This is a genomic window from Streptomyces beigongshangae (assembly GCF_019710745.1).
Taxonomy (GTDB): domain Bacteria; phylum Actinomycetota; class Actinomycetes; order Streptomycetales; family Streptomycetaceae; genus Streptomyces; species Streptomyces beigongshangae.
Genome location: NZ_JAHKJW010000017.1, coordinates 141607 through 168196, shown reverse-complemented (window position 1 = coordinate 168196; position 26590 = coordinate 141607). Strand labels below are relative to the sequence as shown.

At 73.7% G+C, this 26590-nt stretch carries 24 protein-coding genes; 8 read left to right on the top strand and 16 right to left on the bottom strand.

Annotated elements, in window-relative coordinates:
* The 6 genes from KM933_RS15915 to KM933_RS15890 all read left to right on the top strand — a co-directional run.
* Positions 1-643, top strand: a 643-nt coding sequence (locus KM933_RS15915) for a cytochrome c oxidase subunit I (RefSeq protein WP_221352614.1), incomplete at its 5' end; no start/stop codon positions are given.
* Entirely contained in the window at positions 640-1014 is a 375-nt protein-coding gene (locus KM933_RS15910) for a hypothetical protein (RefSeq protein ID WP_308013417.1), read from the top strand. The genes KM933_RS15915 and KM933_RS15910, both read left to right, overlap by 4 nt.
* 265 nt (positions 1015-1279) lie before the next feature.
* On the top strand, positions 1280-2776 hold the full coding sequence (locus KM933_RS15905) for a mannitol dehydrogenase family protein (protein ID WP_221352612.1): 1497 nt from the start codon (positions 1280-1282) through the stop codon (positions 2774-2776).
* Positions 2733-3482 (top strand): HAD family hydrolase, encoded by a 750-nt coding sequence (locus tag KM933_RS15900; RefSeq protein ID WP_221352610.1) that lies wholly within the window; start codon positions 2733-2735, stop codon positions 3480-3482. The genes KM933_RS15905 and KM933_RS15900 overlap by 44 nt, the downstream gene beginning before the upstream one ends.
* 65 nt (positions 3483-3547) lie before the next feature.
* On the top strand, positions 3548-4912 hold the full coding sequence (locus KM933_RS15895) for a hypothetical protein (protein ID WP_221352608.1): 1365 nt from the start codon (positions 3548-3550) through the stop codon (positions 4910-4912).
* Entirely contained in the window at positions 4909-5721 is an 813-nt protein-coding gene (locus KM933_RS15890) for an inositol monophosphatase family protein (RefSeq protein ID WP_221352606.1), read from the top strand. Before KM933_RS15895 ends, KM933_RS15890 begins: the two co-directional genes overlap by 4 nt.
* Before the next feature lie 19 nt (positions 5722-5740).
* On the opposite strand, the gene KM933_RS15885 is transcribed toward KM933_RS15890, so the two are convergent.
* The 14 genes from KM933_RS15885 to hrcA all read right to left on the bottom strand — a co-directional run bounded on the left by KM933_RS15885 (position 5741) and on the right by hrcA (position 21102).
* Positions 5741-6130, bottom strand: a complete 390-nt coding sequence (locus tag KM933_RS15885) for an MmcQ/YjbR family DNA-binding protein (RefSeq protein WP_221352604.1) — start codon at positions 6128-6130, stop codon at positions 5741-5743.
* Positions 6127-7437 (bottom strand): hemolysin family protein, encoded by a 1311-nt coding sequence (locus tag KM933_RS15880; RefSeq protein ID WP_221352602.1) that lies wholly within the window; start codon positions 7435-7437, stop codon positions 6127-6129. Before KM933_RS15880 ends, KM933_RS15885 begins: the two co-directional genes overlap by 4 nt.
* Positions 7434-7931 carry an rRNA maturation RNase YbeY gene (ybeY, locus tag KM933_RS15875; RefSeq protein WP_221352600.1) on the bottom strand — a complete coding sequence of 166 codons (498 nt, stop codon included), beginning with the start codon at positions 7929-7931 and terminating at the stop codon, positions 7434-7436. The genes KM933_RS15880 and ybeY overlap by 4 nt, the downstream gene beginning before the upstream one ends.
* Positions 7932-7943: 12 nt before the next feature.
* The gene (locus KM933_RS15870; RefSeq protein ID WP_221352598.1) at positions 7944-9002 is read right to left on the bottom strand and encodes a PhoH family protein; all 1059 of its coding nucleotides are present in this window, start codon (positions 9000-9002) and stop codon (positions 7944-7946) included.
* Positions 9003-9205: 203 nt separating this feature from the next.
* Entirely contained in the window at positions 9206-10315 is a 1110-nt protein-coding gene (locus KM933_RS15865) for a carbohydrate kinase family protein (RefSeq protein WP_221352596.1), read from the bottom strand.
* A 122-nt stretch (positions 10316-10437) separates the two neighbouring features.
* Complete coding sequence (locus KM933_RS15860; RefSeq protein ID WP_221352594.1) at positions 10438-11439, bottom strand: adenosine deaminase; 1002 nt, start codon at positions 11437-11439, stop codon at positions 10438-10440.
* A 20-nt stretch (positions 11440-11459) separates the two neighbouring features.
* On the bottom strand, positions 11460-12374 hold the full coding sequence (locus tag KM933_RS15855; RefSeq protein ID WP_221352592.1) for a ribonuclease Z: 915 nt from the start codon (positions 12372-12374) through the stop codon (positions 11460-11462).
* A gap of 6 nt (positions 12375-12380) precedes the next feature.
* Positions 12381-12734 (bottom strand): histidine triad nucleotide-binding protein, encoded by a 354-nt coding sequence (locus KM933_RS15850; protein WP_221352590.1) that lies wholly within the window; start codon positions 12732-12734, stop codon positions 12381-12383.
* A 151-nt stretch (positions 12735-12885) separates the two neighbouring features.
* The gene (locus KM933_RS15845) at positions 12886-16143 is read right to left on the bottom strand and encodes a S41 family peptidase (protein WP_221352588.1); all 3258 of its coding nucleotides are present in this window, start codon (positions 16141-16143) and stop codon (positions 12886-12888) included.
* A gap of 103 nt (positions 16144-16246) precedes the next feature.
* Entirely contained in the window at positions 16247-16795 is a 549-nt protein-coding gene (locus tag KM933_RS15840) for a hypothetical protein (protein WP_260333600.1), read from the bottom strand.
* 201 nt (positions 16796-16996) lie between these two features.
* Entirely contained in the window at positions 16997-17743 is a 747-nt protein-coding gene (locus KM933_RS15835; RefSeq protein ID WP_221352583.1) for a 16S rRNA (uracil(1498)-N(3))-methyltransferase, read from the bottom strand.
* Positions 17740-18825: a nitronate monooxygenase gene (locus KM933_RS15830; RefSeq protein ID WP_221352581.1), complete on the bottom strand. Its 1086-nt coding sequence runs from the start codon at positions 18823-18825 to the stop codon at positions 17740-17742. The genes KM933_RS15835 and KM933_RS15830 overlap by 4 nt, the downstream gene beginning before the upstream one ends.
* A 120-nt stretch (positions 18826-18945) precedes the next feature.
* Positions 18946-20085: a molecular chaperone DnaJ gene (gene dnaJ, locus KM933_RS15825; RefSeq protein WP_221352580.1), complete on the bottom strand. Its 1140-nt coding sequence runs from the start codon at positions 20083-20085 to the stop codon at positions 18946-18948.
* The gene (gene hrcA / locus KM933_RS15820; protein WP_221352632.1) at positions 20086-21102 is read right to left on the bottom strand and encodes a heat-inducible transcriptional repressor HrcA; all 1017 of its coding nucleotides are present in this window, start codon (positions 21100-21102) and stop codon (positions 20086-20088) included.
* 237 nt (positions 21103-21339) lie between these two features.
* On the opposite strand from hrcA, the gene KM933_RS15815 reads away from it, so the two are divergent.
* Positions 21340-22122: an MBL fold metallo-hydrolase gene (locus KM933_RS15815; RefSeq protein WP_221352578.1), complete on the top strand. Its 783-nt coding sequence runs from the start codon at positions 21340-21342 to the stop codon at positions 22120-22122.
* A 133-nt stretch (positions 22123-22255) separates the two neighbouring features.
* Positions 22256-23059: a DUF3097 domain-containing protein gene (locus KM933_RS15810; RefSeq protein ID WP_221352575.1), complete on the top strand. Its 804-nt coding sequence runs from the start codon at positions 22256-22258 to the stop codon at positions 23057-23059.
* Between the two features lie 58 nt (positions 23060-23117).
* On the opposite strand, the gene hemW is transcribed toward KM933_RS15810, so the two are convergent.
* The gene (gene hemW, locus KM933_RS15805; protein ID WP_221352573.1) at positions 23118-24350 is read right to left on the bottom strand and encodes a radical SAM family heme chaperone HemW; all 1233 of its coding nucleotides are present in this window, start codon (positions 24348-24350) and stop codon (positions 23118-23120) included.
* An 89-nt stretch (positions 24351-24439) separates the two neighbouring features.
* Positions 24440-26581 (bottom strand): SpoIIE family protein phosphatase, encoded by a 2142-nt coding sequence (locus tag KM933_RS15800; protein ID WP_260333599.1) that lies wholly within the window; start codon positions 26579-26581, stop codon positions 24440-24442.
* Positions 26582-26590: the final 9 nt, after the last annotated feature.

The following is a 26590-nucleotide window of genomic DNA, read 5'->3' as shown; positions in this document are numbered from 1 at the left end:
GGCCGGCTTCCTGGTCACCTTCCTCTTCGGCGGCCTCACCGGCGTCCTGCTCGCCTCGCCCCCGCTGGACTTCCACGTGACCGACACCTATTTCGTCGTGGCCCACTTCCACTACGTGGTCTTCGGCACGGTGGTCTTCGCGATGTTCGGCGGCTTCAGTTTCTGGTGGCCGAAGATGACGGGCACGATGCTCGACGAGCGGCTGGAGAAGATGCACTTCTGGACGCTGTTCGTGGGCTTCCACGCCACCTTCCTCGTCCAGCACTGGCTGGGCGCGGAAGGCATGCCCCGCCGCTACTCCGACTACCTGGCCGCCGACGGCTTCACCGCCCTGAACACCGTCTCCTCCATCGGCGCCTTCCTGCTGGGCCTGTCCACCCTGCCCTTCCTCTACAACGTGTGGAAGACCGCCAAGTACGGCAAGAAGATCGAGGTCGACGACCCCTGGGGCTACGGCCGCTCCCTGGAATGGGCCACCTCCTGCCCCCCGCCCCGCCACAACTTCACCACCCTGCCCAGGATCCGCTCCGAATCCCCCGCCTTCGACCTCCACCACCCGCAACTGGCGCTGGAGGAGTACCAGGAGAACGACGGCAGGCGCGACGCGGTGGACGCCGAGAGCCACAAGGGCGAACCGCGGTGATCCCCGCCCGTTCCCCGGAGCCGCCGGCCCGGCCGGGCGCCGCCGAACTGGCGAACGAGGTCGAGGGTTACCTGCTCCTCCAGGCCGAACGGGACCAGGCGCGGCAGGAGGCCACGACGCTGTGCTCCCGGCTGCCCTGGCTCACCACGGCCCAGGCCGAGGACGTGACACGGCACTACGTCGAACAGCGGCTCGGGCTGACCAAGCAGGCACTGCAGCGGACCGCCGACCGGGCCCACCGGCTGCGGGGGGAGTACGAGGCACGTTACGCCGCACTGCGCAGGACCCTCCTGAAGCGGCATGCCGCGTGCGCCTCGCTGCTCACGGCCGCCTGTATGGCGGGAACGAGCGTGTACGCGCTCACCCGGTGACCCGCCTCCACCTCCACGGAATTCCTCCGACTGCGGATCCACCGTAATCGCCTTACCATTCCCGACCGGCCGGCATTGCTCCGGCCGGTCGTTGCGTATTCACGCAGATGGACCGTTTCGGAATGTTTCAGAACTAATTCCCATGGCAACTCGACAAAGCCCCGCCACCCCCGGCGGTACTTCCTGATTCTTTTTTCCCCGAGATGACGGAACACCGAGCAGTCAGAGGATGGCCATGTCGAAGTCGCTTCCGGCGGTCCCAGCGTTGAACAACAGCAGCCTCGACAATCCGTGCAGCAGCCATTTGAAAAAACCCGGTTACAATCGGGACCGGCTCGAACCGGCCGTCGTGCATTTCGGAGTCGGTGGATTCTGCCGCGCCCACCAGGCGGTCTACTTCGACCAGCTCGCAGAACTGGGATTCACCCGGTGGGGAATGATCGGTGTCGGAATGCGGCGGCCCGAGATGCGAGAAGTCCTGGAAGCGCAGGACAATCTCTTCACCGTCGTCGAGCGCGGCAGCGACGACAGCGTGGCCAAGGTCATCGGCAGCATGGTCGAGTACCTCCTGCTGGCCGAGGACCGCGAGGCCGTGAAGGCGCGCCTGGCCGATCCGCGCGTACGACTGGTGACGCTGACGATCACCGCCGACGGCTACGCCCTGCCCGACAACGCCGAACAGGCGCGCACCTGTGTGTTCGGCGTCCTGGTCGACGCCCTGGACGTGCGCCGGCGCGCCCGGTACGCCCCGTTCACCGTCCTGTCGTGCGACAACCTGCCCGACAGCGCCGCCGCCACCCGCGAGGCGGTCATGGCCCTGGCCGTCCGGCGCGACCCCGCGCTGGCCGGGTGGATCGAGGAGCGGGTGTCCTTCCCCGGCAGCATGGTCGACCGCATCACCCCCGCGACCACCCCCGAGGACCGGGACGAGGTCGAGGAGGACTTCCGGGTGGGCGACCGCTGGCCGGTGATCACCGAACCGTTCACCCAGTGGGTGATCGAGGACGACTTCTGCAACGACCGGCCCCCGCTGGACCGGGTGGGCGCGCTCTTCGTGACCGACGTCGCCCCCTACAAACTCATCAAGAGCCGGCTCCTCAACGGTGTCCACTGCGCGCTGGGCTACCTCGGGCACCTGGCCGGTCACCGCACCACGGACCAGGCCATGGCGGACCCGGCCGTCGCCGAGTTCGTCGAGCGGCTGATGCGCGAGGAGATCGCGCCCCTGCTGCCGGCGGACGTCCCCGGCATGGACCTGACGACCTACTGCGACACCGTGCTGGAGCGGCTGCGCAACCCCCATATCGGCGACCCGCTGGCGCGGCTGTGCCGCCGGGGCTCCACGAAGGTGCCCGACTACCTGCTGCCCTCCCTGCACGCCGCGGGCGCCCGGGACCGGCCCCGCAGACGGCTGGCCCTCGCCGTCGCCGCCTGGATGCGCTACCTGCGCGCCGTGGACCTCGACGGCGCGCCGATCGACCTGCAGGACGCCCGCGCGCAGGAGCTGCGGGAGTGCGCCCTGCGGGGCGGCGCCGACCCGGGCCCCCTGCTGGCCGTCACCGAAGTGTTCGGCGGGCTGGCCGCCGACACCGCGAGCGTGGCCCGCATCGGCCACTTCCTCGCCGACACCTTCGGCAGCCGCGAGAGCCTGCGCGCCGCGCTGGCCCCGCTGCCCCGATCCACCGTGCGACCTGTGCCCCGTCGACCGCAGGAGACTCATGAGCATCCCCGACCTCACCCACGTCACAACGCTGTTGCTTGACGCGGACGGCACCCTGTTCCCGTCCGAGGAACCCGCCTTCGCCGCCTCCGCGGTGGTCACCCGGGACTTCGCCCGCCGCTTCGGCCTGCGGGGGGACTTCTCCCCCGGGCCCCTGCGGCGTGCCACCACGGGCGGCACCTTCCGCGGCACGGCCCGGGAACTGGCCCGGCGCCAGGGCGTCCGGCTGGACCCCGACCTGCTGGAGGTCTGGGTGGAGCGGGAGAGGAACGAGGTGACGGCCGCTCTGGCCCGGGCGCTGGGGCCCCGGCCCGAGGTCGTGGCGGCCGTGGCGGCGCTGCGCCGCCACCACCGCCTGGCCGTGGTCAGCTCCAGTGCCCTGACCCGGCTCGCCGCGTGCTTCACCGCGAGCGGCCTGGACCGGCTGCTGCCGCCCGGGTGCCGGTTCAGCGCGGAGGACAGCCTGCCGGTGCCGACGAGCAAGCCGGACCCGGCCGTGTACCGGTTCGCCCTCGCGCGGCTCGGCGTCGCGCCGCACGAGGCGCTCGCCCTGGAGGATTCCGCCGCCGGCACGGCGTCCGCGGTGACCGCGGGCATCACCACCGCCGGCCTCGTGCAGTTCGTCCCCGCGGACGAGCGCGCCGGGCGGAGCGCGGACCTGAGGGCGGCCGGGGCCGCCTGGGTGCGGCGGAGCTGGGCGGAGTTCGCCTCCGACCTGGCCGCCGAGACGGTGCGGGTGACCGCGTGACGGCCGGGGTGCCGGCCCGGGACGGCACGGTGCCGCCGATGCCGCCAGTGCCTCCGGTGCCTCCGATGCCGCCGATGCCGGCCGACGCGCCCTCCCCGCGCGGCGGGCGGCGGGCCCTCCCGCCCGAGCACGCGGACCGGAGCGGCTCCGCCGCGCCGCCGCACGCGTCCCGGTCCCGTTCCCTGGCCGGGTACCTGGTGATGCCGCGGCCCAAGGACGCCGTCAAGGGGCTGCTCATGCCCTTCGTCTTCCTCCTCGCCGTGGTCTGCGGGGCCGAACCGACGGGACGGACGGTGATCAGGGCCCTGATCGTCTGGGCGGCCCTGGAGCTGCTCCTCTACCCGGCCCGCTACCAGTGGAACGACATACGCGGCTTCGCCGCCGACCAGCGCCACCCCTCCCGGCGCGACCGCGGCAGGCTGCCGGGGCCACTGGCCCGGGCACGGGCGCACGTCACCGCCAGTGGCGCCGTCGCGGTGGGCCGCCTGGTGCTCACCGCGGTGCTCGCCCTGGCCCTGCCCGCCCTGCACCTCGGCGGCGTCCTCACCGCGGCCGGCGTGGCGGTCTTCGGCGTGGCCGCCGTCTACGAGGCGCTGCGCGCGAGGTGCACGGGCCGGGTCGCGGCCACCGCACCGTCCGCCCGGCCGGACGCGGCCGCCCTGTCGTCGTCCGTCCGGCCGGACGTGGCCGCCCTGTGGATCGTCGTGGGCGCCGGCTACGCCGTACGCGGCATGACGGGGCTGGCACTCGCCGTCGACGTGTCCCGGCGGCCCGTCCTGGCGGTCGCCGCCGCCGGGACCCTGTGGGCCTTCGGGGTCGCGTTCGTCACCAGCCGGTGGGCTCTGGAGAGCCTGGCGTTCGCCACCTCCGACCACGGCCGGCTGACCTGGACCGCACGGGCCGACCAGGCCCGCGAGCACCTCCTGGCGCTGGTGCGCTGGCTGCCCCGCGGCATCATCGGGGGCCCGCCGGGCGACTGGACGCCGCTGCGGCTGCGGACCCCGCCGACCGCCCCGTGGAACGTGGCGCTCCTGGCCGGCGGCACCTCGGCGGCGCTGACCGGGTCCCTGCTCGCCACCGCACGGGCCTCCGTGGCACACGCCCTCCTCGCGGTGGTGCTGGGCGCGCTCACCACCTGGGCGGTGGTCCTCTTCGCACACCGGCGTCCCACGGCCGTGGCCGCCGGCGCCACCGCGCACCTGCTGGTGTCGGTCCTGTTCGCGCAACCGCGCCCCCTGGCGGCCGTGCTGCCGTGGCTGTCGCTGATGGCCTCGTACCTCGTCTTCAGCAGCCGTTGCCTGCACACGATCGGCGCGGGGCCCCGGCTCCTGCGCTCCCTGGTGGTCTCCGGGCTCGTCCTCCTCGCCCGTACGGTGCTGGGACGGGCCACCTGGGACGCGGTGAGGAAGGACCCCGGTGACCCCCGGTGACCCCCGCCGACCTGCTGGACCTCGCCCGCGACGCCGCCCGGGCCGGTGCCCGCACCGCCCTGTCCTGGCGCGAGCGCGCCCACCGGTTGCGCGTCGAGGAGAAGGCGGCCCCCGACGACCTGGTCAGCCAGGCGGACCGGGACACCGAGCACGCCATCCGCGCCGTTCTCGCGCAGCACCGGCCGTACGACCCGGTGCTGGGCGAGGAGCACGGGACCAGTGCGGGCAGCGGCGGCGGGGTGCGGTGGATCGTCGATCCGATCGACGGGACCACCAACTACCTCTACGGGCGTCCCGACTGGGCGGTCAGTGTGGCGGCGGCGGACGCGGACGGCGGACGGCTGCTCGCCGGGGTGGTCATCGAGCCCGCGCCGGACCTGCTCACCGAGGCCCGCGCGGACGCCCGCACCACGGCGGACGGAACGCCGGTGCCCGCCCTGCGCCAGGACGACCTCGTGCGCGCCCTGGTGGAGCTCAACCTCGGCCGTCCCGTGCAGCGGCCCCGGGCCGGTTCCATGGTCGACGCCCTGCTCCCCCGCGTACGCGACCTGCGCCGTGGGGGCAGCGCCGCGGCGGCCCTCGCCCAGGTCGCCACCGGCCGGGTGGACGCCCTGTGGGCACCCGGGCTCCAGCCGTGGGACTGCGCGGCGGGGGTGCTGCTGGTCCAGCGGGCCGGCGGCACGGTCGGGGACCTGAGCGGCCCCGTGGCGGACACCTGGCCCCGCAGCGGCGACGTCCTGGCGGCCCCGCCGGCGCTGTGGGAGCCGCTGCGGGCCCTGCTGGCCGGCGTGTATCCGACCCCTTCCTGAAACCCCGGCCCCGCCGGGCTCAGGGGCGGTCGAGGCGCAGCCGCGCGGCCCTCGGCAGTCCGGCCACCACCAGGTCGTACGAGTCCTCGACGAGCTCCCGGACCAGCCGGTCCGGGAGTGCGCCGCCGGCCCCGCCCGGCGCGCCGTCCGCGGTGGCGACCGTCACCGTGTTCCAGTGCCGCTTGTTCATGTGCCAGCCGGGCACGATCAGGCCCTCGTGCCGGGCGCGCAGCCGCACCGCGTCCTCGGGGTCGCACTTCAGGTTGACCGTGAGGGGGTCGGCCTCCAGGGCACTGAGCGCGAACACCTTCCCCAGCACCTTGAAGACCGAGGTCCGCGGGTCGAAGGGGAACTCCTCCACGCTGTCCCCGAAGGACAGGCAGAGCGCGCGCAGCTCCCGCGGGGTCACTCCGGCTTCTCCTCCTCGGAGCCGTCCGGCGCGACGGGCTCCACCGGCTCGACCAGCACCGTGACGATCTTGTTCCGGCGGCCGGCCGACGTCTCGGCCGTCAGCCGCAGCTCGCGCCCGTCGGGCAGCTCGACCACCGAGGAGGCCCCGGCGATGGGCACGCGGCCCAGCGCCTTCGCGAGCAGCCCACCGACCGTCTCGACGTCCTCGTCGTCGTACGCCTCGAACCCGTACAGCTCGCCGAGGTCACCGATGTCCAGCCGCGCGGTCACCCGGTAGCGGTCCTCGCCGAGGTCCTCCACGGGCGGCAGCTCGCGGTCGTACTCGTCGGTGATCTCGCCGACGATCTCCTCCAGGATGTCCTCGATGGTGACGATGCCGGCCGTGCCGCCGTACTCGTCGATGACGACGGCGACGTGGTTGCGGTCCTGCTGCATCTCGCGCAGCAGGTCGCCCGCGTTCTTCGTGTCCGGGACGAACGCGGCGGGCCGCATCGCCGTCGACACCAGCTCGCTCTCCGCGTCCCGGCTGATGTGCGTCTTCCTGGCCAGGTCCTTCAGGTACACGATCCCGACGATGTCGTCCTCGCTCTCCCCGGTGACCGGGACGCGCGAGAAACCGGACCGCAGGGCCAGGGTCAGCGCCTGCCGGATGGTCTTGAACCGCTCGATGACCACCAGGTCCGTGCGCGGGACCATGACCTCGCGGACCAGGGTGTCGCCCAGTTCGAAGACGGAGTGCACCATGCGGCGCTCGTCGTCCTCGATGAGCGACTCCTTCTCGGCGAGGTCGACCATCGCCCGCAGCTCGGCCTCGGAGGCGAAGGGGCCGCGCCGGAAGCCCTTGCCGGGCGTGAGGGCGTTGCCGATGAGGATGAGCAGGGCCGGGACCGGCCCCATGATCCTGGCCAGCGGCAGCAGCACGTACGCGGCGGCCGTGGCCGTGCTCAGCGGGTGCTGGCGGCCGATGGTGCGCGGCGAGACACCGACCGCGACGTACGAGACGAGGACCATCACCCCGATGGCGACGGCCAGCGCCTCCCAGGTCGCGGCGAACTCCTTCAGGCAGGCGTACGTCACCAGGGCGGCGGACGCCATCTCGCAGGCGACACGCACCAGCAGCGCCACGTTCAGGTAGCGGGTCGGGTCGGCGGCCACCTGGGCGAGCTTCGCGCTGCCGCGGCGGCCGGAGCGGACCGCCTCCTCGGCGCGGAAGCTGGAGACGCGCGCGAGACCGGCCTCCGCGCAGGCGGCCAGCCAGGCGACCACGACGAGGGCGACGGCGCCCAGGACCAGTTGGAGGCTCATGAGACGGTCGGAGCGGGGGAGGGACCGGTGAGGCCCTTCTCCGCACGCCAGCCGTCCACGATGGCCGCCTGGAGGCCGAACATCTCGGCCTTCTCGTCGGCTTCCTCGTGGTCGTAGCCGAGCAAGTGCAGCACCCCGTGGACGGTGAGGAGCTGGAGCTCCTCGTCCATGGAGTGCTGCGTCTCGGCGTCCTTGCCCTGCTGCTCGGCGACCTCCGGGCAGAGCACGATGTCGCCGAGCAGCCCCTGGGGCGGCTCGTCGTCGTCCTTGGTGGGCGGCCGCAGCTCGTCCATCGGGAACGACATGACATCGGTGGGGCCCGGCAGGTCCATCCACTGGATGTGCAGCTGCTCCATGGCGTCGGTGTCCACGACGATCACCGACAGTTCGGAGAGCGGGTGGATGCGCATCCTCGCGAGGGCGTAGCGGGCGATGTCGAGGATCGCCTGCTCGTCGACCTCGGTTCCGGACTCGTTGTTGACGTCGATCGACATGGTCGCGCTGGTCTACTTCCGTTTGGTACGGGCGCCCTTGTGGGTGCCGTTCTCCGTGCCGTTCTGGCTGTCGTACTTCTCGTACGCGTCGACGATACGGCCGACCAGCTTGTGCCGTACGACGTCCTGGGAGTTGAGACGGGAGAAGTGCACGTCGTCGAGGCCCTCCAGGATGTCCTGGACCTGCCGCAGACCGGACTTCGTGCCGCTCGGCAGGTCGACCTGCGTCACGTCACCGGTGATCACGATCTTCGAGTCGAAGCCGAGGCGGGTGAGGAACATCTTCATCTGCTCGGCGCTCGTGTTCTGCGCCTCGTCCAGGATGATGAAGGCGTCGTTGAGCGTGCGTCCGCGCATGTAGGCCAGCGGCGCCACCTCGATCGTTCCCGCCGCCATCAGCCGCGGGATCGAGTCCGGGTCGAGCATGTCGTGCAGCGCGTCGTACAGCGGGCGCAGGTACGGGTCGATCTTCTCGTAGAGCGTGCCGGGCAGGAAGCCCAGGCGCTCGCCGGCCTCCACCGCGGGACGGGTCAGGATGATGCGGTTGACCTGCTTGGACTGCAGGGCCTGCACGGCCTTGGCCATGGCGAGGTAGGTCTTGCCCGTGCCCGCGGGGCCGATGCCGAAGACGATGGTGTGCTTGTCGATGGCGTCGACGTACCGCTTCTGGTTGAGCGTCTTGGGTCGGATCGTGCGGCCGCGCGAGGACAGGATGTTCTGTGTGAGGACCTCGGCGGGGGTCTCCGCGCCGTCGCCCTCCCCGTTCTCACTCGCCCGCAGCATGGCGATCGAGCGTTCCACCGCGTCCTCCGTCATCGGCTGTCCGGTGCGGAGCACCAGCATCATCTCGTCGAACAGGCGCTGGACGAGTGCCACGTCACGGGCGTCGCCGACGGCGCTGATCTCATTGCCCCGGACATGGATGTCGGCCGCCGGGAAAGCCTTCTCGATCACGCGCAGAAGGGCGTCCCCCGATCCCAGCACGGTCACCATGGGGTGCTTGGCGGGGACGGTGAACTGCGCTCGTGACTGCCCCTGCGCGGGGTTGTGAGCTGTGGGTGTCTGCGTCATGGGCCGGCTCTGAAGGCCTGCTCATCCTCCTCGGTGAGGCACGCTTGCCGGTACGGCAGCCTTGTGCCTCCAAGAATACGTCGGCCCGCCGACAACGCCGTAGGACTTTTCCGTCGCCCCCGCAGCCCCGGGGGTCACCTCGCGTATGACCTGCCGTCCGCGTTCCATGCGGACCCGCGGGAAACTGCACGGGGCTCGGGAAACTACACGGGGCTGCGGAACCCGATCGTCGGTACGGCCCGTCTCAGCGGCCAGGTCCGCGTGGTCTCCGGCAGCAGGGGTTCCAGGAAGGCGTACCGGCCGAGCGCCGCGGGGTCCTGGTCGTCGTAGGACTGCACCCGGCGCCACCACGCGGCGATCTCCGACCAGCCGGGGGCGGACAGCGACCCGCCGAACTCCTGGACGGACAGGGCCGCGGTGAGGCCCGCGAAGGCCAGCCGGTCGGCGAGCGGCCAGCCGGCCAGCGTGCCCGTCACGAATCCGGCGACGAAGACGTCCCCGGCGCCGGTCGGGTCCATCGCCTCGACCTCGATGGCCGGAACCTCCGCGGTCTCGCCGGTCCGGCGGTCCACCGCGTACGCGCCCTCGGCACCGAGCGTGACGACGGCGAGCGGCACGTGCTCGGTGAGCGCGTGCGCGGCGGCGCGGGGGCACGGGGCGCCCGTGTACCGCACGGCCTCCTCGGCGTTCGGCAGGAACGCCTCGCAGTACCGCAGGTCGGAGAGGCCGGCGAGGTCCCAGCGGCCCGTGTCGTCCCAGCCGACGTCGGCGAAGATCCGGGTGCCCCGGCGCGCGGCCTCGGCGATCCAGGGCGCACGCGTGCCCGGGGTCAGCGAGGCGACGGCGGCCCGCGCGCGGGGCGGGCAGTCGGGGGCGGGCTCCTCCGGGGGCGGCTCGTGGCCGTGGCTCACCATGGTGCGCTCGCCCTCGTACGCCATCGAGACGGTCACCGGGGAGTGCCAGCCGGGCGCGGTGCGGGACGTGGAGAGGTCGATGTGCTCGCCCTGCTCCAGGGCGTCCCAGCAGTACTCCCCGTAGTGGTCGTCCCCGAACGCCGCCGCCAGGGACGTCCGCAGGCCCAGCCGGGCCAGCGCGGTCGCCATGTTCGCGACGCCGCCGGGGCTCGACCCCATGCCGCGGGCCCAGGACTCGGTGCCGCGGACCGGCGCGGAGTCGAGTCCGGTGAAGATGATGTCGAGGAAGACGGTGCCGGTGAGATAGACGTCCCAGGGCGGGTCGTCGGGGCGGCGCAGCCCGGCGAGCGGGTCGAACTGGGCCTGTCGGTACGGTCCCTTCCCGTTGGACGCGGTCACGGTGGGCTCCCCTGAGTGGTGCGGATTCAGGCCAGTGTGCACCAGGCGCTCCGCCGGAGTTCGCGTGGTGTCGTGTCCGTGGGACGTGCGGGTGCGTCGTGGCCGGTCGCGCAGTTCCCCGGCTACGGGAACTCGTACGCCTCCACCTCGGCGAGGTACCGGGACCGCCGCTCCTCGTCGTGGTCGAGGAACGCCGCGGTGAACGAGTTCCGGGCCAGCTCGCGCAGTTGCTCCGGGGAGAGCCCCAGCGCGGCGCGCACGGCGTCGAAGGTGTCCTCGGCGTACCCGCCGAAGTAGGCGGGGTCGTCGGAGTTGACCGTGCACAGCAGGCCCGCGTCGAGCATCGCGGGCAGCGGGTGCTCCGCCAGGGTGCCGACGGCGCGCAGCCGCACGTTGGACAGGGGGCACAGGGTCAGCGGCACCCGGTCCCGCACCAGCCGCGCCACCACCTCCGGGTCCTCCAGGCAGCGCAGCCCGTGGTCGATCCGCTCGGCCCCGAGCACGTCGAGCGCCTCGGTGATGTACGCGGGCGGGCCCTCCTCGCCGGCGTGCGCGACCCGTCGCAGGCCGAGCGCGGCGGCGGCCTCGTACACCTCGCGGAACTTCGCCGGCGGGTGCCCCACCTCGGCGGAGTCGAGCCCGACACCGGTGATCGGGCCGAACGGCGCCAGGTACGGCCGCGCGGCCTCCAGGGCCTCCATCGCGGACCCGGCGGACTCGTCCCGCAGGAAGCACATGATCAGCTGCGTGGAAACGCCGTGCACGGTCTCGGCGCGGTCCAGCGCCCGCCCGAGCCCCTCCACCACGGTGCCCATGCGGACGCCCCGCGCGAGGTGCGCCTGCGGATCGAAGAAGATCTCCGCGTGCCGCACGCCCTGCGCGGCGGCGCGGGCGAGGTACGCGTCGGCGAGGGCGGCGAAGTCCTCCTCGGTCCGCAGCACGGCCATGAGCCCGTAGTACAGGTCCAGGAACGACTGCAGATCCGAGAACTCGTACGCCGTGCGGAGCTCCTCCGTGTCGGCGTACGGCAGCGTGACACCGTTGCGGGCGGCCAGCTCGAAGGCAAGCTCCGGCTCCAGTGTGCCTTCGATGTGCAGGTGCAGTTCAGCTTTGGGGAGGGGCATCGAAGAATGGTACGGCGGTTTCACCGTCGCTTCGGAACCGGCACCCTCAGCAGGTCGTGCGCCACGGTCAGCTCGCCCCCGAACCCGGCGGCCCGCGCCTGCCGCTCGAACTCCTCGGGTCCCTCAGGTCCGGAGTACCGCTGGCTGAAGTGCGTGAGCACCAGGTGCCGTACGCCCGCGTCCCGCGCCACCGCCGCCGCCTGCCCCGCGGTGAGGTGCCCGTGGTCGGCGGCGAGCCGTACGTCCTCGTCCAGGAACGTCGACTCGATGACGAGCAGGTCGCAGCCCTCGGCGAGCGCGTACACCCCGTCGCACAGCCGGGTGTCCATGACGAACGCGAACCGCTGGCCGCGCCGCACCTCGCTGACGTCGTCGAGCACGACGTCCCCGAGCGCCCCCTCCCGCTGGACGCGCCCCACGTCCGCGCCCCTGATCCCGTGCGCGGCCAGCCGCTCGGGCAGCATCCGCCGCCCGTCGGGCTCGACGAGCCGGTAGCCGTACGACTCGACGGGGTGGGAGAGCCTGCGCGCCTCCAGCACGTACGACGCCGTGGACGCGAGGACGCCGTCGGCGTCCACCGGGGCCTCGGTGAGCGCGACCGTCTCCCGGTAGGCGGTCGCGTACCGCAGCCGGTCGAAGAACCTCTGCCCCGAGCGCGGGTAGTGCGCGCTGACCGGGTGCGGCACCCGGTCGAGGTTGATCCGCTGGATCACCCCGGCGAGACCCAGCGAGTGGTCGCCGTGGAAGTGCGTGACACAGATCCGGTGCAGGTCGTGCGCGGCGACCCCGGCACGCAGCATCTGCCGCTGCGTGCCCTCGCCGGGGTCGAAGAGGATGCCCTCGCCGTCCCAGCGCAGCAGGTAGCCGTTGTGGTTGCGGTGCCGGGTGGGGACCTGGCTGGCGGTGCCGAGGACCACCAGTTCACGTACGGACACGTGCGGCTATCCCGGGGGCCACTGCAGACCGCGGCCGCCCAGCACGTGGGCGTGCACGTGGAAGACCGTCTGGCCGGCCCCGCTGCCGGTGTTGAAGACGAGGCGGTGGCTGTCGAGCTTCTCCACGGCGGCGACCTCCCCGGCCTCGCGCACGACGTCGGCGAGGATCGCGGGCTCGGCGGCGGCGAGGGAGGCGGCGTCCGGGTGGTGCACCTTGGGGATCACCAGGACATGGGTGGGCGCCTGCGGGTTGATGTCCCGGAAGGCGAGGGTCGTCTCCGTCTCCCGGACGACGGTCGCCGGGATCTTCCCCCCGACGATCTTGCAGAACAGGCACTCGTCCTGCGGTTCCCCTGCCATAGCTCGGCCTCCTCAGGCTGAATGATCGATGCCCGGGAATGGTACCGAGCACCTCTTCGACAGCGCCGGTACGGGCGGCGCCCCCGTCTTTTGTCTTTCAGGGGCGCGCGGAACTGCGCGAACAGCCCTCAACGCACCCGCACCCGACGAACTACCCGTCCGCCCCCGGCAAAGGCGGCGCAGCCCGCGCCGGACTCTCCTCCAGCCGCTCCAGCGCGATACGGATCGCCGCGTCGAGCTGGACGTCCCGCCCGGCGGCGTGGTCCTGGGGCGCCTGGACGACCTCGACGTCCGGATCGACGCCGTGGTTCTCCACGCCCCACTCGTACCCCTCCAGCCAGAACGCGTACTTGGGCTGCGTGACCAGCGTCCCGTCGACCAGCCGGTAGCGGCTGTCGATCCCGACGACGCCGCCCCACGTACGGGTCCCGACGACCGGCCCGATCCCGAGCGCCTTGATCGCCGCGTTCACGATGTCGCCGTCGGACCCCGAGAACTCGTTGGCGACCGCGACCACGGTTCCCCGCGGCGCGTCCTCCGGATAGCTCGTGGGCCGCATCCCGCGGGCCAGGTCCCAGCCGACGATCCGCCGGGCGAGCTTCTCGACGACCAGTTGCGAGGTGTGCCCGCCGCGGTTCTCGCGGACGTCCACGACGAGGCCCTCCCGCGCCACCTCGATCCGCAGGTCCCGGTGGATCTGCGCCCACCCGGGCGCCTGCATGTCGGGCACGTGCAGGTAGCCGAGCCGCCCGCCGGACTTCTCGTGCACGTAGGCACGACGGTCGGCGACCCAGGCGTGGTAGCGCAGCGGCTCCTCGTCGGAGATCGGCACGACCACCGCGTGCCGCGGATCACCGCCGCCCGCCGGGGAGACGGTCAGCTCGACGGGCTTGCCCGCGGTGCCGACGAGCAGCGGCCCGGGGCCCGTCACCGGGTCGACGGGCCGTCCGGAGACGGCCACGACGGCGTCCCCGGCGCGCACCGCGACACCGGGCGCGGCCAGCGGCGACCGCGCGTCGGGGTCGGAGGTCTCGGACGGCAGGATGCGGTCGATCCGCCACCGGGCCGCCCCCCGGGGGCCGTCCTCGTGCCGGGAGATGTCGGCGCCGAGCAGTCCCTGCCGGTCCCCGTGGCCGAACCCGCCGCGCGGTGTGACGTACGCGTGCGAGGTGCCGAGTTCGCCCTGCACCTCCCAGAGGAGGTCGACCAGGTCGTCGTGGGTGGCGATCCGGTCGAGGAGGGGCCGGTAGCGGTCCAGTACGCCGTCCCAGTCGACGCCGCCCAGGTCGGGGCGCCAGAAGTTGTCGCGCATGAGGCGGCCGGTCTCGTCGTACATCTGCCGCCACTCGGCGGCCGGGTCGACGCTCTGGCGGATGCGCGACAGGTCGACGGTGATGTTGGTGTCGCTCTCGTCGTCGTTCGAGGCGCGGCGGTCGCTCGGTACGACCTTGAGCTTGCCGTCGGTCCACAGCAGGATCCGCTTGCCGTCGCCGGTGACCGTGAAGGCGTCGGCGTCCGCGGCGAGGTGGTCGATGCGCTGCTGGACGAGGTCGTAGCGCTCCAGGTCGGTCTTGGGGTCCGGGTCGCCGGGGGTGGCCCGGGACGAGCCGAGGACGCCCCGCACCGGGTGCCGCAGCCACAGCAGGCCGTCCTTGGCGGCCTTCAGCCCCGTGTAGCGGGCGGCCTCGACGGGGAACGGGACGATGCGGTCACCCAGCCCGTCGAGGTCGATGCGGGTGGCCGGGGAGCCCTCGCTGTCGGGCGTCTCGGCCCTCGGGCCGTCCGGCGCCTCGAACGGCCGGCCGTGCCGCTGCGGCCCGAAGGGCGAGGGGGTGGTCGCGGCCAGGGTGATGAGGTGCGGCCGCGAGCCGCCGACGAAGGCCAGGTCGAAGACGTGCTCGTCGTAGACGGGGTCGAAGGACCGGGCGGACAGGAACGCGAGGTGCTTCCCGTCGAGCGTGAACGCGGGCGCGTAGTCGCGGAACCGCAGCGGTGTCGCCTCGGTCACCGACAGGTCCGCGGTGTTGGCGAGCTTGAGCTGGCGCAGCGGGCGCGGGCCGGGGTGCGACCAGGCCAGCCAGGCCGAGTCGGGGGAGAAGACGAGCCCGGAGACCTCGCCGTCCTCGCTGCGGTCCACCTCCCGGACCTCGCCGGTCTCCCGCTCGACGAGCAGGACGCGCCCGTCGTGCGAGGCGACCGCGGCCCGGCTGCCGTCGGGCGTCACGGCGAGCCCGAGGACGCGTCCCAGCTGTCCGGCGGCGAGCCGGCGCGGGGTCGCTCCCGGTGCCGCGCCCGTCGCCGGGGCGAACTCCAGCGCGTCGTCGCCCTCGGCGTCCGTCACCCACACCACGTGCTCCTCGCCGTCGGCGCGGAAGGTGCGGGGCAGCCTGGCCCGTACGCCCTGTTCGGCGGCGAGCGCGCGGGCGGGACCGGAGCGGTGGGTGACCCAGTGGACGGCTCCGCGCACGGAGACCGCGCTGCCGCGCCCGGTGTGGTCGGGGGCGGCGGCGCCGAACCAGCGCGACGCGTTCACCGGATGCGGCTGCAGGTCGACGCGCTGCCCGCCGAGCCGGACGTCGAGCCGGCGCGGCTCGGCCCCGTCGAGGTCGTCGAGGATCCACAGCTCACCGGCGGACGCGTACACGACGCGGGTCCCGTCGGTGGAGGCGTGCCGGGCGTAGAAGCCCTCGATCCCCGTGTGCCGCCGCAGGCCGGACCCGTCGGCGAGGGAGGAGTACACGGCCCCCACGCCCTCGTGGTCGGACAGGAAGACGACCCGGTCCCCCACCCACGAGGGGTACTCCAGGTTCCCGTCCAGGTCGGCGTGCAGCCGTACGAACTCCCCGGCTTCCCCGGTGTCCCCGGTCTCCCCGTCGCGGTCGCGGTCGCGGTCGATCCACAGCTTGCCCGCGGTGCCGCCCCGGTAGCGCTTCCACCAGGCGGCCTCGCGGCCCATGGGCGCGGACAGCAGCACGGTCCCGGGGCCGCCCCGGGCCACATCGCCGACGGGCCCGTACGGGAGGGTGGTGGCGGGTCCGCCGTCGAGCGGGACGGCGTGGGCCCAGGTGCGGCGCAGGCTCGCCCGGCCCTGCGCGCTGAGCGCGAGCACCCGCCCGTCGGGGGTCCAGCCGCGCACCTGGGTCTTCCAGTTGCCCCAGTACGTCAGGCGCTTCGCGGCGCCCCCGTCGACCGGGGCGACCTGCACCTCGGGGGCGCCGTCGCGGGTCGACGTCCAGGCGACGGCCGTTCCGTCCGGGGAGATCCGCGGATGGTTCACCGGCACGTTGTCGGCGCTGACCCGCCAGGCGCGGCCGCCGTCGAGCGGCGCGACCCAGACGTCGTCCTCGGCGGTGAAGGCGAGCAACTCGCCGTGCAGGTGCGGGTACCGGAGATACGCGGGCTGTGTCACCCGATCACCCTATGCAGCCGTTCCGTCCGCGACCAGAGATTTCGATCAGTTCGTCCGGTCCGCCGTGCTGTCCGTCGTGCTGTCCGTCGTCCTGTCGTGCCGGTCACTTTCCCTCGTAGCAGGAGCACCCGGGGTGCGGGTACCGGGTCACGGTCCTGGTGACGGTGACGGTCGCGCCGGGGTCCGCGGGCGGCGGGGTCGTCCGGTGGCCGACGGGCGGCGTGGGCGTACCGGCCCGGCAGTTGCCGAGAACGTTCAGGCGGAACCGCTCCTTGCCGTCCACCGTGGCGGTGAGGTCGCCCCGTACGCAGGTGCCGTTGATCTCCTGCGTCACCTCGCCCTTGATGCTGATGTCCTGCCCGTCCCCGGTCTCGCCCACGCAGTCGACGTCCGCCACGCTGCGCACGCTGGGCGAGGCCCCCGTGCTCTTCCCGTCGTCGCCGTTGTCGCCGTTGTCGCCGTACGAGGCCGTGCAGGTGAGCCACTGCACGTCCACGCCCCGTCTCTCCAGCTCGCGGGTGCCCGTCTGGTCGGTGGTGATCGCCACGGCCGCGGTGTTGATGCCGTCCCCCGGCTCGCACGCGACCAGCGCGAACACGGCCGCGACGGCGGTGACGGCCAGGACCGGCCCGCGATGCCGAATACGCCTCATTGCCCCCATGCACGGCAGGGTGCCACTGCGCGCCGCCGGGCGGTAGACCGCATGCGGCCACGCTCCCGCGCCCCCGGACATCGGGGCGCAGCCCACGCCAGGGGGCGCGGGGAACTGCGCGACCGGCCCCCGCCGGACCCGCGGCCGAAGCACACAGGCGTACCGGCAGCGGGGGCCGGGGCCCCGGAAGCGGCCCCGGTCTCAGGACCAGCGCCCCGTGCGGCCCAGCAGCAGCGCCCCCGCCGCAGTCCCCGCCGTCGACGTGCGCAGCACACTGCGCCCCAGCCGGCACACCCGCGCCCCGGCCCCGGTGAACATCTCCAGCTCCTCCGGGGAGACGCCCCCCTCCGGCCCCACGACCAGCACGATCTCCCCCGCCGCCGGCAGTTCCACCGTCGCGAGCGGCTCGCCGGGATACTCCCGGTCCTCGTGCAGGACCGCCGCGAAGTCGGCCGTGGCGAGAAACGCGGCAACCTGCCTGGTCGTCATCGCGTCCGCGACCCGTGCGAACCGCACCCGGCGCGACTGCTTGCCGGCCTCACGCGCGGTGGCCCGCCACTTCGCGAGCGCCTTCAGCCCGCGCTCGCCCCTCCACTGCGTGACGCAGCGGGACGCCGCCCAGGGGACGATCCCGTCGACGCCGGTCTCCGACATGGTCTCGACGGCGAGTTCCCCGCGGTCGCCCTTGGGCAGGGCCTGCACGACGGTGATGCGCGGCGCCGGCTCGGGCTCCTCGCGCACCCCGTGGAGGTCCGTCACGACGAGCCGGTCCTTGCCCTCGGCCGCCTTGACGACGCCGTCGGCCCAGCGGCCGAGCCCGTCGGTGAGGACCACGACCTCGCCGGGCCGCAGCCGCTTCACGGACACCGCGTGCCGCCCCTCGGGTCCGTCGAGCACGAACTCGGGCCCGCCGGGCACCGCGTCCACCACGAAGACGGGGGCGGTCACCGGGCCGTGCCCCCGTCCGGCCCGGACGACAACGCTGTCCGGGCGGCGTCGAGTTCGGCCGCCAGCACCTCCACCAGCTGCCCCGCGGGCAGTTCCCGGGCGAGCCGGTGTCCCTGCCCCGCCCAGAGCGCCATCCCCTGCGCGTCCCCCGCCTTGGCGGCGGCCTTGCGCAGTCCGGAGGTGAGGTGGTGGACCTCGGGGTAGGCGGCGGGCGCGTACGGCCCGTGCTCGCGCATGAAGCGGTTCATCAGTCCCCGCGCGGGCCGGCCGGAGAACGCCCGCGTCAGCTGCGTACGGACGAAGAGGGGATCGGTCAGCGCCTCCTTGTGCAGGGCGCTGGCGCCGGACTCCGGGGTGGCGAGGAAGGCCGTGCCCAGCTGGGCGGCGCTCGCGCCGGCGGCGAGCGCGGCGGCGATCTGGCTGCCGCGCATGATGCCGCCGGCCGCGACGATCGGTATCCGCACGGTCTCGCGGACCTGCGCGACGAGCGACAGCAGCCCGATGCCGGAGCCGTCGGTCTCCGGGTGGTCGCGGTGGGTGCCCTGGTGGCCGCCGGCCTCGACCCCCTGCACGATCACCGCGTCGGCGCCCGCCCACTGCACGGCCTGCGCCTCCTCGGGGGTGGTCGCGGTGACCAGGGTCAGGGTGCCCACCTGGCTGAGGGAGTCCAGGACGTCGCGCGTGGGGCAGCCGAAGTGGAAGGAGACGACCGGCACCGGGTTGTCGAGGAGGACGGCGAGCTTGACCTCGTAGCCGTCGTCGCGTCCGCTGTCCGGGTCGCCCAGCTCGGTCTCGTACCAGCTGGACTCACCGGCGAGCTGGTGGGCGTAGACCTCGACGGCGGCCCGGTCCGCGGTCTCGGGCTGCGGCATGAACAGGTTCACGCCGAACGGCCGGCCCGTGATCGAGCGCAGCTCCTTGATGTCCTGGTACATGCCGTCGGCCGTCTTGTACCCGGCGGCGAGGAAGCCGAGCCCCCCGGCCTCGGACACGGCGGCGGCGAGCCGCGGCACGGAGACGCCGCCCGCCATCGGGGCCTGCACGATCGGGAGGGGGAAGAGATCGGTCAGCGCGGAGGACATGACGGCATGTTGTCACGTCCTCCGTGCAAGTCCGAATCCGGCCTTCCGCCGGGCCCGGGCCGCAGGAGACGTCCTGCGGCCCGTGCCCGGACGACCTGCGCCGGGCCCGGCGGACACCGCTCAGGTACGGCCGTTGAACGCGTCCTTGAGCCGGGAGAAGAGCCCCTGCTGGCCGGGCTGGAACTGCCCGGTGGGCCGCTCCTCGCCGCGCAGCTGGGCCAGCTCCCGCAGCACCCGCTCCTGCTCGGGGTCGAGCTTCGTCGGCGTCATCACCTCGACGTGGACGATGAGGTCGCCGCGTCCGCCGCCCCGCAGGTGGGTGACGCCGCGCGTGTGCAGCGGGATCGACTGCCCGGACTGCGTACCGGGACGGATGTCGACCTCTTCGAGCCCGTCGAGCGTCTCCAGCGGGACCTTCGTGCCCAGCGCCGCCGCGGTCATCGGGATGGTGACCGTGCAGTGCAGGTCGTCGCCGCGCCGCTGGAACATGTTGTGCGGCAGTTCGTGGATCTCGACGTACAGGTCGCCGGCGGGGCCGCCGCCGGGGCCGACCTCGCCCTCGCCCGCGAGCTGGATCCGGGTGCCGTTGTCGACACCGGCCGGGATCTTCACCGTCAGGGTCCGGCGCGAGCGCACCCGTCCGTCGCCCGCGCACTCGGGGCACGGTGTCGGGACGACCGTGCCGAAGCCCTGGCACTGCGGGCACGGGCGGGAGGTCATGACCTGGCCCAGGAAGGACCGCGTGACCTGGGACACCTCGCCGCGGCCGCGGCACATGTCGCAGGTCTGCGCGGAGGTGCCCGGCGCGGCGCCCTCACCGCTGCAGGTGGTGCAGACGACGGCCGTGTCGACCTGGATGTCCTTCGTCGTGCCGAAGGCCGCCTCGTCGAGCTCGACCTCCAGCCGGATCATCGCGTCCTGGCCGCGCCGCGTACGGGACCGCGGGCCCCGCTGCGACGCCGTACCGAAGAACGCGTCCATGATGTCCGAGAAGTTCCCGAAGCCGCCCGCGCCGAAGCCGCCCGCGCCCCCGCCGCCCGCCTGGGACAGCGGGTCGCCGCCGAGGTCGTAGACCTGCTTCTTCTGCGGGTCCGACAACACCTCGTACGCGGCGTTGATCTCCTTGAAGCGCTCCTGCGTCTTCGGATCGGGGTTGACGTCCGGGTGCAGCTCGCGGGCGAGCCGCCGGAATGCCTTCTTGATCTCGTCCTGGGACGCGTCGCGGCGCACGCCGAGTACGGCGTAGTAGTCCGTGGCCACCTACGACTCCGCCAGGATCTGTCCTACGTACCGTGCCACCGCTCGTACCGCTCCCATCGTTCCGGGGTAATCCATGCGCGTCGGTCCTACGACGCCGAGTTTGGCGACTGCTTCGCCGCCCGAACCGTAGCCGACCGAGACCACGGACGTGGAGTTGAGTCCCTCATGGGCGTTCTCGTGACCGATCCGTACGGCCATGCCCGAATCGTTTACCTCACCCAGCAGCTTGAGGAGCACGACCTGCTCCTCCAGCGCTTCGAGCACCGGACGGATGGTGAGGGGGAAATCATGTCCGAAGCGCGTCAGGTTGGCGGTACCGCCGATCATCAGCCGCTCCTCGGTCTCCTCGACGAGTGTCTCCAGGAGGGTGGAGAGCACCGTCGTGACCGTCCCCCGGTCCTCCGCCTCGAAGGCGTCGGGGAGATCCTGCACCAGTTGCGGGACGTCCGCGAAACGGCGTCCCGTGATCCGGCTGTTGAGCCGCGCGCGCAGATCGGCCAGCGAGGCCTCCCCGAAGGGTGCCGGGCAGTCCACCATGCGCTGTTCGACGCGGCCGGTGTCCGTGATCAGCACGAGCATGACGCGGGCCGGGGCCAGCGACAGCAGCTCCACGTGCCGCACGGTCGAGCGGGTGAGCGAGGGGTACTGGACGACGGCCACCTGCCGGGTGAGCTGCGCGAGCAGCCGCACGGTCCGCCCCACGACGTCGTCGAGGTCGACGGCGCCGTCCAGGAAGTGGTGGATCGCCCGCCGCTCCGGCGCGGTCATCGGCTTGACGCCCGCGAGCTTGTCGACGAAGAGGCGGTAGCCCTTGTCCGTGGGGATGCGCCCGGCACTGGTGTGCGGCTGGGCGATGTACCCCTCGTCCTCCAGGACCGCCATGTCGTTGCGGACCGTGGCCGGGGAGACACCCAGCCGGTGGCGCTCGGTCAGCGCCTTCGAGCCGACCGGCTCCTCCGTGCCCACGTAGTCCTGGACGATGGCGCGCAGCACTTCGAGCCTGCGTTCACTGAGCATCGCGCACACCTCCGTCTGGTCTTCCACGCGGTCGATCGGTCGTCCTCGGTGCCTGTCGCCTGGCACTCAGCGCGCACGAGTGCCAGCATCCCCGGCCAAGTGTACGGCCGGTCGGTACGGGCCGGGCAAGGGCGGTCCGTATCGCCGTGACGACGGACACACCGGCCACGGCGACGTGTACAAGGCTGTCCCGCTCCGCCGGGAACATGCGGGCGGACCTGCCGCTAGCGTCGGTGCATGAAGGTGACTTGGGAAGGGGCCGGGCGCGACGGGCCCGGCTGGGAGGAGCTGTCCCCGCGCGCGGGGCGCTGCCGGCTGCCGGTCTGGGACTGCACGGCGGGCCTCGTGGTGGGCGAGGACGCGGCGCTCATGGTCGACGCGGGTTCGAGCGTACGGGAGGGCGCGTGGCTGCGCGCACGGGCGCGACGGGTGCTCGGGGGCGGGCGGGGGGCCGGGAGCGGGCAGCGGGGCGGAGTCGGGCGGGTGACCCATCTCGCGCTCACCCATCCGCACTTCGACCACGTCTTCGGGGCGGCGGCGTTCGCGGGGGTCGAGGTGTTCGGCGCGGTGGGCGTCGAACGGGTCCTCGACCGGGGGCGGGAGGAGCTGCGCGCGGACGCCGTGCGCAACGGCGCCGATCCGGACGAGGCGGCCGAGGCGGTGGACCTGCTGGTCCGGCCGCGGCACCTCGTCGCCGGCGGGCGGACGCTCGACCTGGGCGGGGGCACCCGGGTCCGGCTGGCGAACGTGGGTCCCGGCCACTCGGGCCACGACCTGGCGGTCCTGGTGACCACGGCCGGAGCGCCGGACGTCGTCTTCTGCGGCGACCTCGTCGAGGAGTCCGGCGAGCCCCAGGCCGGCCCCGACGCCGTACCCGCCCGGTGGCCCGCGGCGCTGGACCGGCTGCTGGCCCTCGGCGGCGAGGACGCGCGGTACGTGCCGGGGCACGGGGCGGTGGTGGACGCGGCGTTCGTGAGGGCGCAACGGGACGCGCTGGCGCGGCGCTTCGGGGTGTCCTGAGCCCGTCCTGTGCCTGCCGCGGTGCCTGCCGGTACCTGCCGCTGTGTCTGCCGGTGCCCGCCGCGTCCGGCGTCCCGGCGTGTCGTGGGGGGTCTCGGCACACTTGGCCGGAACTTCTCCTATCGTCATCCGAATGCGCCAGTACTCAGCGGATCTGACTCCTCCGTGGAAGAAGCCCAAGCCCGTGCCCGAGGTCGCGGCGGAGCCGGGACTCGTGGTCGAGGAACCCGGGACCGGGTTCTGCGGGGCGGTGATCCGCTGCGAGGCGGGGACGGTCACGCTGGAGGACCGCTTCGGCAGGCACCGGGTGTTCCCGCTGGAGCCGCGCGGGTTCCTGCTGGAGGGGCGCGTGGTCACGCTCGTACGTCCGTCCGCCGCGCCGGCGCGCCCCACGCGTACGGCGTCCGGCTCGGTCGCCGTGCCCGGGGCGCGGGCCCGGGTGGCCCGCGCGGGACGCATCTACGTGGAGGGCCGCCACGACGCCGAGCTGGTCGAGCGGGTCTGGGGCGACGACCTGCGCATCGAGGGCGTCGTCGTCGAGTACCTGGAGGGCGTCGACGACCTGCCCGCCGTCGTCGAGGAGTTCGGGCCCGGACCGGACGCGCGGCTGGGGGTGCTGGTGGACCACCTGGTCCCCGGCACGAAGGAGTCGCGGATCGCGGAGGCGGTGACGAGCGAGTACGCGCTGGTCGTGGGCCACCCGTACATCGACGTCTGGGAAGCGGTGAAGCCTGCGTCCGTGGGCATCCCGGGCTGGCCGCGGGTGCCGCGGGGGCAGGACTGGAAGACGGGGGTGTGCCGGGCGCTGGGGTGGCCGGAAAACACCGGGGCGGCGTGGGAGCGGATCCTCGGCTCGGTCCACTCGTACCGGGACCTGGAGCCGGCTCTCCTGGGCCGCGTGGAGGAACTGATCGATTTCGTCACGGCCCCGCAGTGACGCCTGCCCTTTCCCCGCCCCGGGGACCCTTTCCCCGCCCCCGGGGCGGGGGAAGGGCTCAGTCCACCAGGTCGCGGACCACCGCGTCCGCCAGCAACCGCCCCCGCAGGGTCAGCACCGCGCTCCCGGCCGCGTAGGGCTCGGCCGCGAGCAGCCCGTCCGCCAGCGCCCGGCGCGAGGCGGCCAGCCCCTCCGGCCGCAGCAGCGACAGCGGGCAGCCCTCCACCAGCCGCAGCTCCAGCAGGATCCGCTCCACCCGCCGGTCCTCGTCCGACAGCAGCTCCCGCCCGGCCCCGGGCGACCGCCCCGCCGCCAGCGCCCCCGCGTACGCCCCCGGGTGCTTGACGTTCCACCACCGCACCCCGCCGACGTGGCTGTGGGCGCCGGGCCCGGCGCCCCACCAGTCGGCCCCGCGCCAGTACAGCTCGTTGTGGAGGCAGCGGCCCGCCTCCGAGGTGGCCCAGTTGGACACCTCGTACCAGGAGAAGCCCGCCTGCGACAGCCGGTCCTCGGCCATCAGGTACCGGTCCGCGTGGACGTCGTCGTCGGTCATCGGCACCTCGCCGCGCCGGATGCGCCGTGCGAGCTGCGTCCCCTCCTCCACGATCAGCGCGTACGCCGACACGTGGTCGGGCCCGGCGCCGATCGCCGCGTCGAGCGAGGCCCGCCAGTCGTCGTCGCTCTCCCCCGGCGTGCCGTAGATGAGGTCGAGGTTCACATGGTCGAAGCCGGCCGCGCGGGCCTCCGCGACGCACGCCTCGGGCCGGCCGGGGGTGTGCGTGCGGTCCAGCACCCGGAGCACGTGCTCGCGCGCGCTCTGCATGCCGAAGGAGATCCGGTTGAAGCCGCCGGCCCGGAGCGTGGCCAGGTACGCCGGGTCCACCGACTCCGGGTTCGCCTCCGTCGTGATCTCCGCGTCGTCCGCGAGCCCGAACTCCGCCCGGATCGCCTCCAGCATCCGTACGAGGTCGGCGGCGGGGAGCAGGGTGGGCGTACCGCCGCCGACGAAGACCGTGCGGACGGGCCGCGGGTCGTCGCCGAGGACCTTGCGGGCGAGGCGGACCTCGTCGGTCAGGGTCGCCGCGTAGTTGTCGCGGGAGGCCAGTACACCCCCCGTGCCGCGCAGCTCCGTCGCCGTGTACGTGTTGAAGTCGCAGTAGCCGCAGCGTGTCGCGCAGTACGGGACGTGCAGGTAGAACCCGAGCGGACGGTCGGCCGCGCCGGTGAGGGCGTGCGCGGGCAGCGCCCCGTCGTCGGGGACGGGCTCGCCGTCGGGAAGTGCGGAAGGCATGTCCTCCATTGTCCCGTACACCCGGCTGTGCCCGCTCCCCCCTGCTCCTGCTGCTCCTGCTGCTTCTTCTTCTGCTGCTCCTGCTCCGCCTATTCCGCCTGGAGCACCAGCAGCGCCAGGTCGTCGTCCGGCGGTTTGCGGCCGAACTCGTGCACCAGCCGTCTGATCCGCTCGGCGATCAGCTCGGCACTCAGCCCGGCGCATCCGGCGAGCGCGGCCGCGAGTCCGTCCTCGTCGTCGAACTGCCGGTGGCCGTTGCGCCGCTCCGTCGCGCCGTCGGTGACGCACAGGATGCTGTCGCCGGGCCGCAGCTCGAAGGTCCCGCAGCCGTACTCGGCGTCCTCGAAGACGCCGAGGAGGGACTGGGGCGTCGCCACCTCGCCGACCTTCCCGTCCGCGTCCAGGAGCAGCGGCAGCGGGTGCCCGGCGGAGGCCATGGTGCAGCGCACCCCGCCCTCGACCGGCACGAGCTCCCCGTAGAGGAGGGAGAGGAAGCGGCTCTGCGGCCCCTGGTCGGCGAGTCCCGCGCCGCCGTCGGCCACCAGGGCGCGGGCCGCCGCGTCCGCGGTCTCGGTGGCGTCGTCGAGGAGCAGCTTGTTGAGCCGGTCGAGGACCTCGGGCACCGCGTAGCCCTCGCGGGCCAGCAGCCGCAGCCAGGGCCGGGCGAGGCCGATGATCACGGCCGCCTCCGGTCCCTTGCCCTGGACGTCGCCGAGGGCGAAGCACCAGCGCCCGTCCCCGGCCGGGAAGAGGTCGTAGAAGTCCCCGCTGGGTCCGCCCTTGTCGCACGGCTCGTAGACGAGCGCGCTGCGCACCCCGGGGATCTCGGCGACCGCGCCGGGCAGCAGTCCGCGCTGCAGGACCCGGCTGATGGTGGCCTGGCGCGCGTACTGGCGGGCCGCCCCGATGGCGAGCGCGACCCGGCGGCTGAGGTCCTCGACGAGACCGGTGATCTCGTCGGGGAAGTGGGTCTGCCCGGCGCGCCCGATGACCAGGGTGCCCAGCGGCCTGCCGCCCGCGACCAGCCGGTACGCGAGGGCCGACCCGTCCTGCGCCCGCGGGCCCAGCGCCTCGCCGGGCCAGGGCACGGGGACGGGCCTCGACCGCGCCGACTCGGGCACCTCGGGCGGGTCCTTCTCCAGGAACCGGCGCAGCTCCTCCATCCGGTTCTCGCTGCCGTGCCAGACCCGGGCGAGCCGGGGCCCGCCGACGACACCCCCGTCGTGGCGGCCCGGTGCCTCGTCCTCCAGCCACACCGCGCACCAGTCGGCCAGACGCGGCACGAGCAGCTGTCCGGTGAGCGCCGCGACGAGGTCCTCGTCGAGCTGCCCGGCGAGCAGGTCGGACGCCTCGGCGAGGAAGGAGAGGGCCCCGCGGTTGAGCCAGTCCTGGTCCCGCACGGTGTGCCGGGGGGCGGGGGCGAGGATCTCGGCGGCCCGCTGCCCCCGCAGCAGGGCGTGCTCGCCCTCGTACGCCTCCCCGGCCGCCGTGCTTCCCGCGGTCCCCGTGCTCCCCGTGGCCCCGGTGATCTCGGTGGGCTCCGTGGCCGCCGTGGACTCCGTCCCCCCGACGACGGCCGGGGCGCCCTCGACGGGCAGCCGCGCCCATACGGTCTTGGTGCCCGTGCGGTAGGTGATGCCCCAGGCGTCGGAGAGCGCGGAGACGAGCCGCAGGCCGCGGCCGTACTCGACGGGGTCGTGCGGCCGGTCGGCGCCGTCGTCGCGCACGGCGCGCTCGGGGTGGTGGTCGGAGACCTCTATGACGAAGGCCCGCACGGCACCGGGCCGGGCCGCGGCGCAGGGCCCCTCCACGACGCCGGATCCCGGCACGGGACCGGACGACCCCGGCACGGGACCGGACGACCTCTTCCCTGGACCGGACGCCCCCTGCCCGGGACCGGAGCCCTCCGCGGGACCGGGCCCCCGCGCGGGACCCGGTCCTTGCGGGGAAGCAGAGCCGGTGCCCTCCGGGCCCGGCCGCGTGCCGTCCGTACTGCCGGGGGCCGCCGCCGGGCAGTCGTCCGCGCAGTGGTCGAACCGGCACAGCAGCTCCACGTCCGTGCCGGCGTGCACCACGGCGTTCGTCACGAGTTCGCTGACGACCACGAGCGCGTCACCGACGAGCCGGTCGGTGATCAACTCCTCTTCGTGCGACGCGAGTTCGGCCCACTGGGCGAGTACCGAGCGGACGAACCTGCGAGCCGTGCCCGGCGCGAAGGGGTTACCCGGCAACGAGGTACG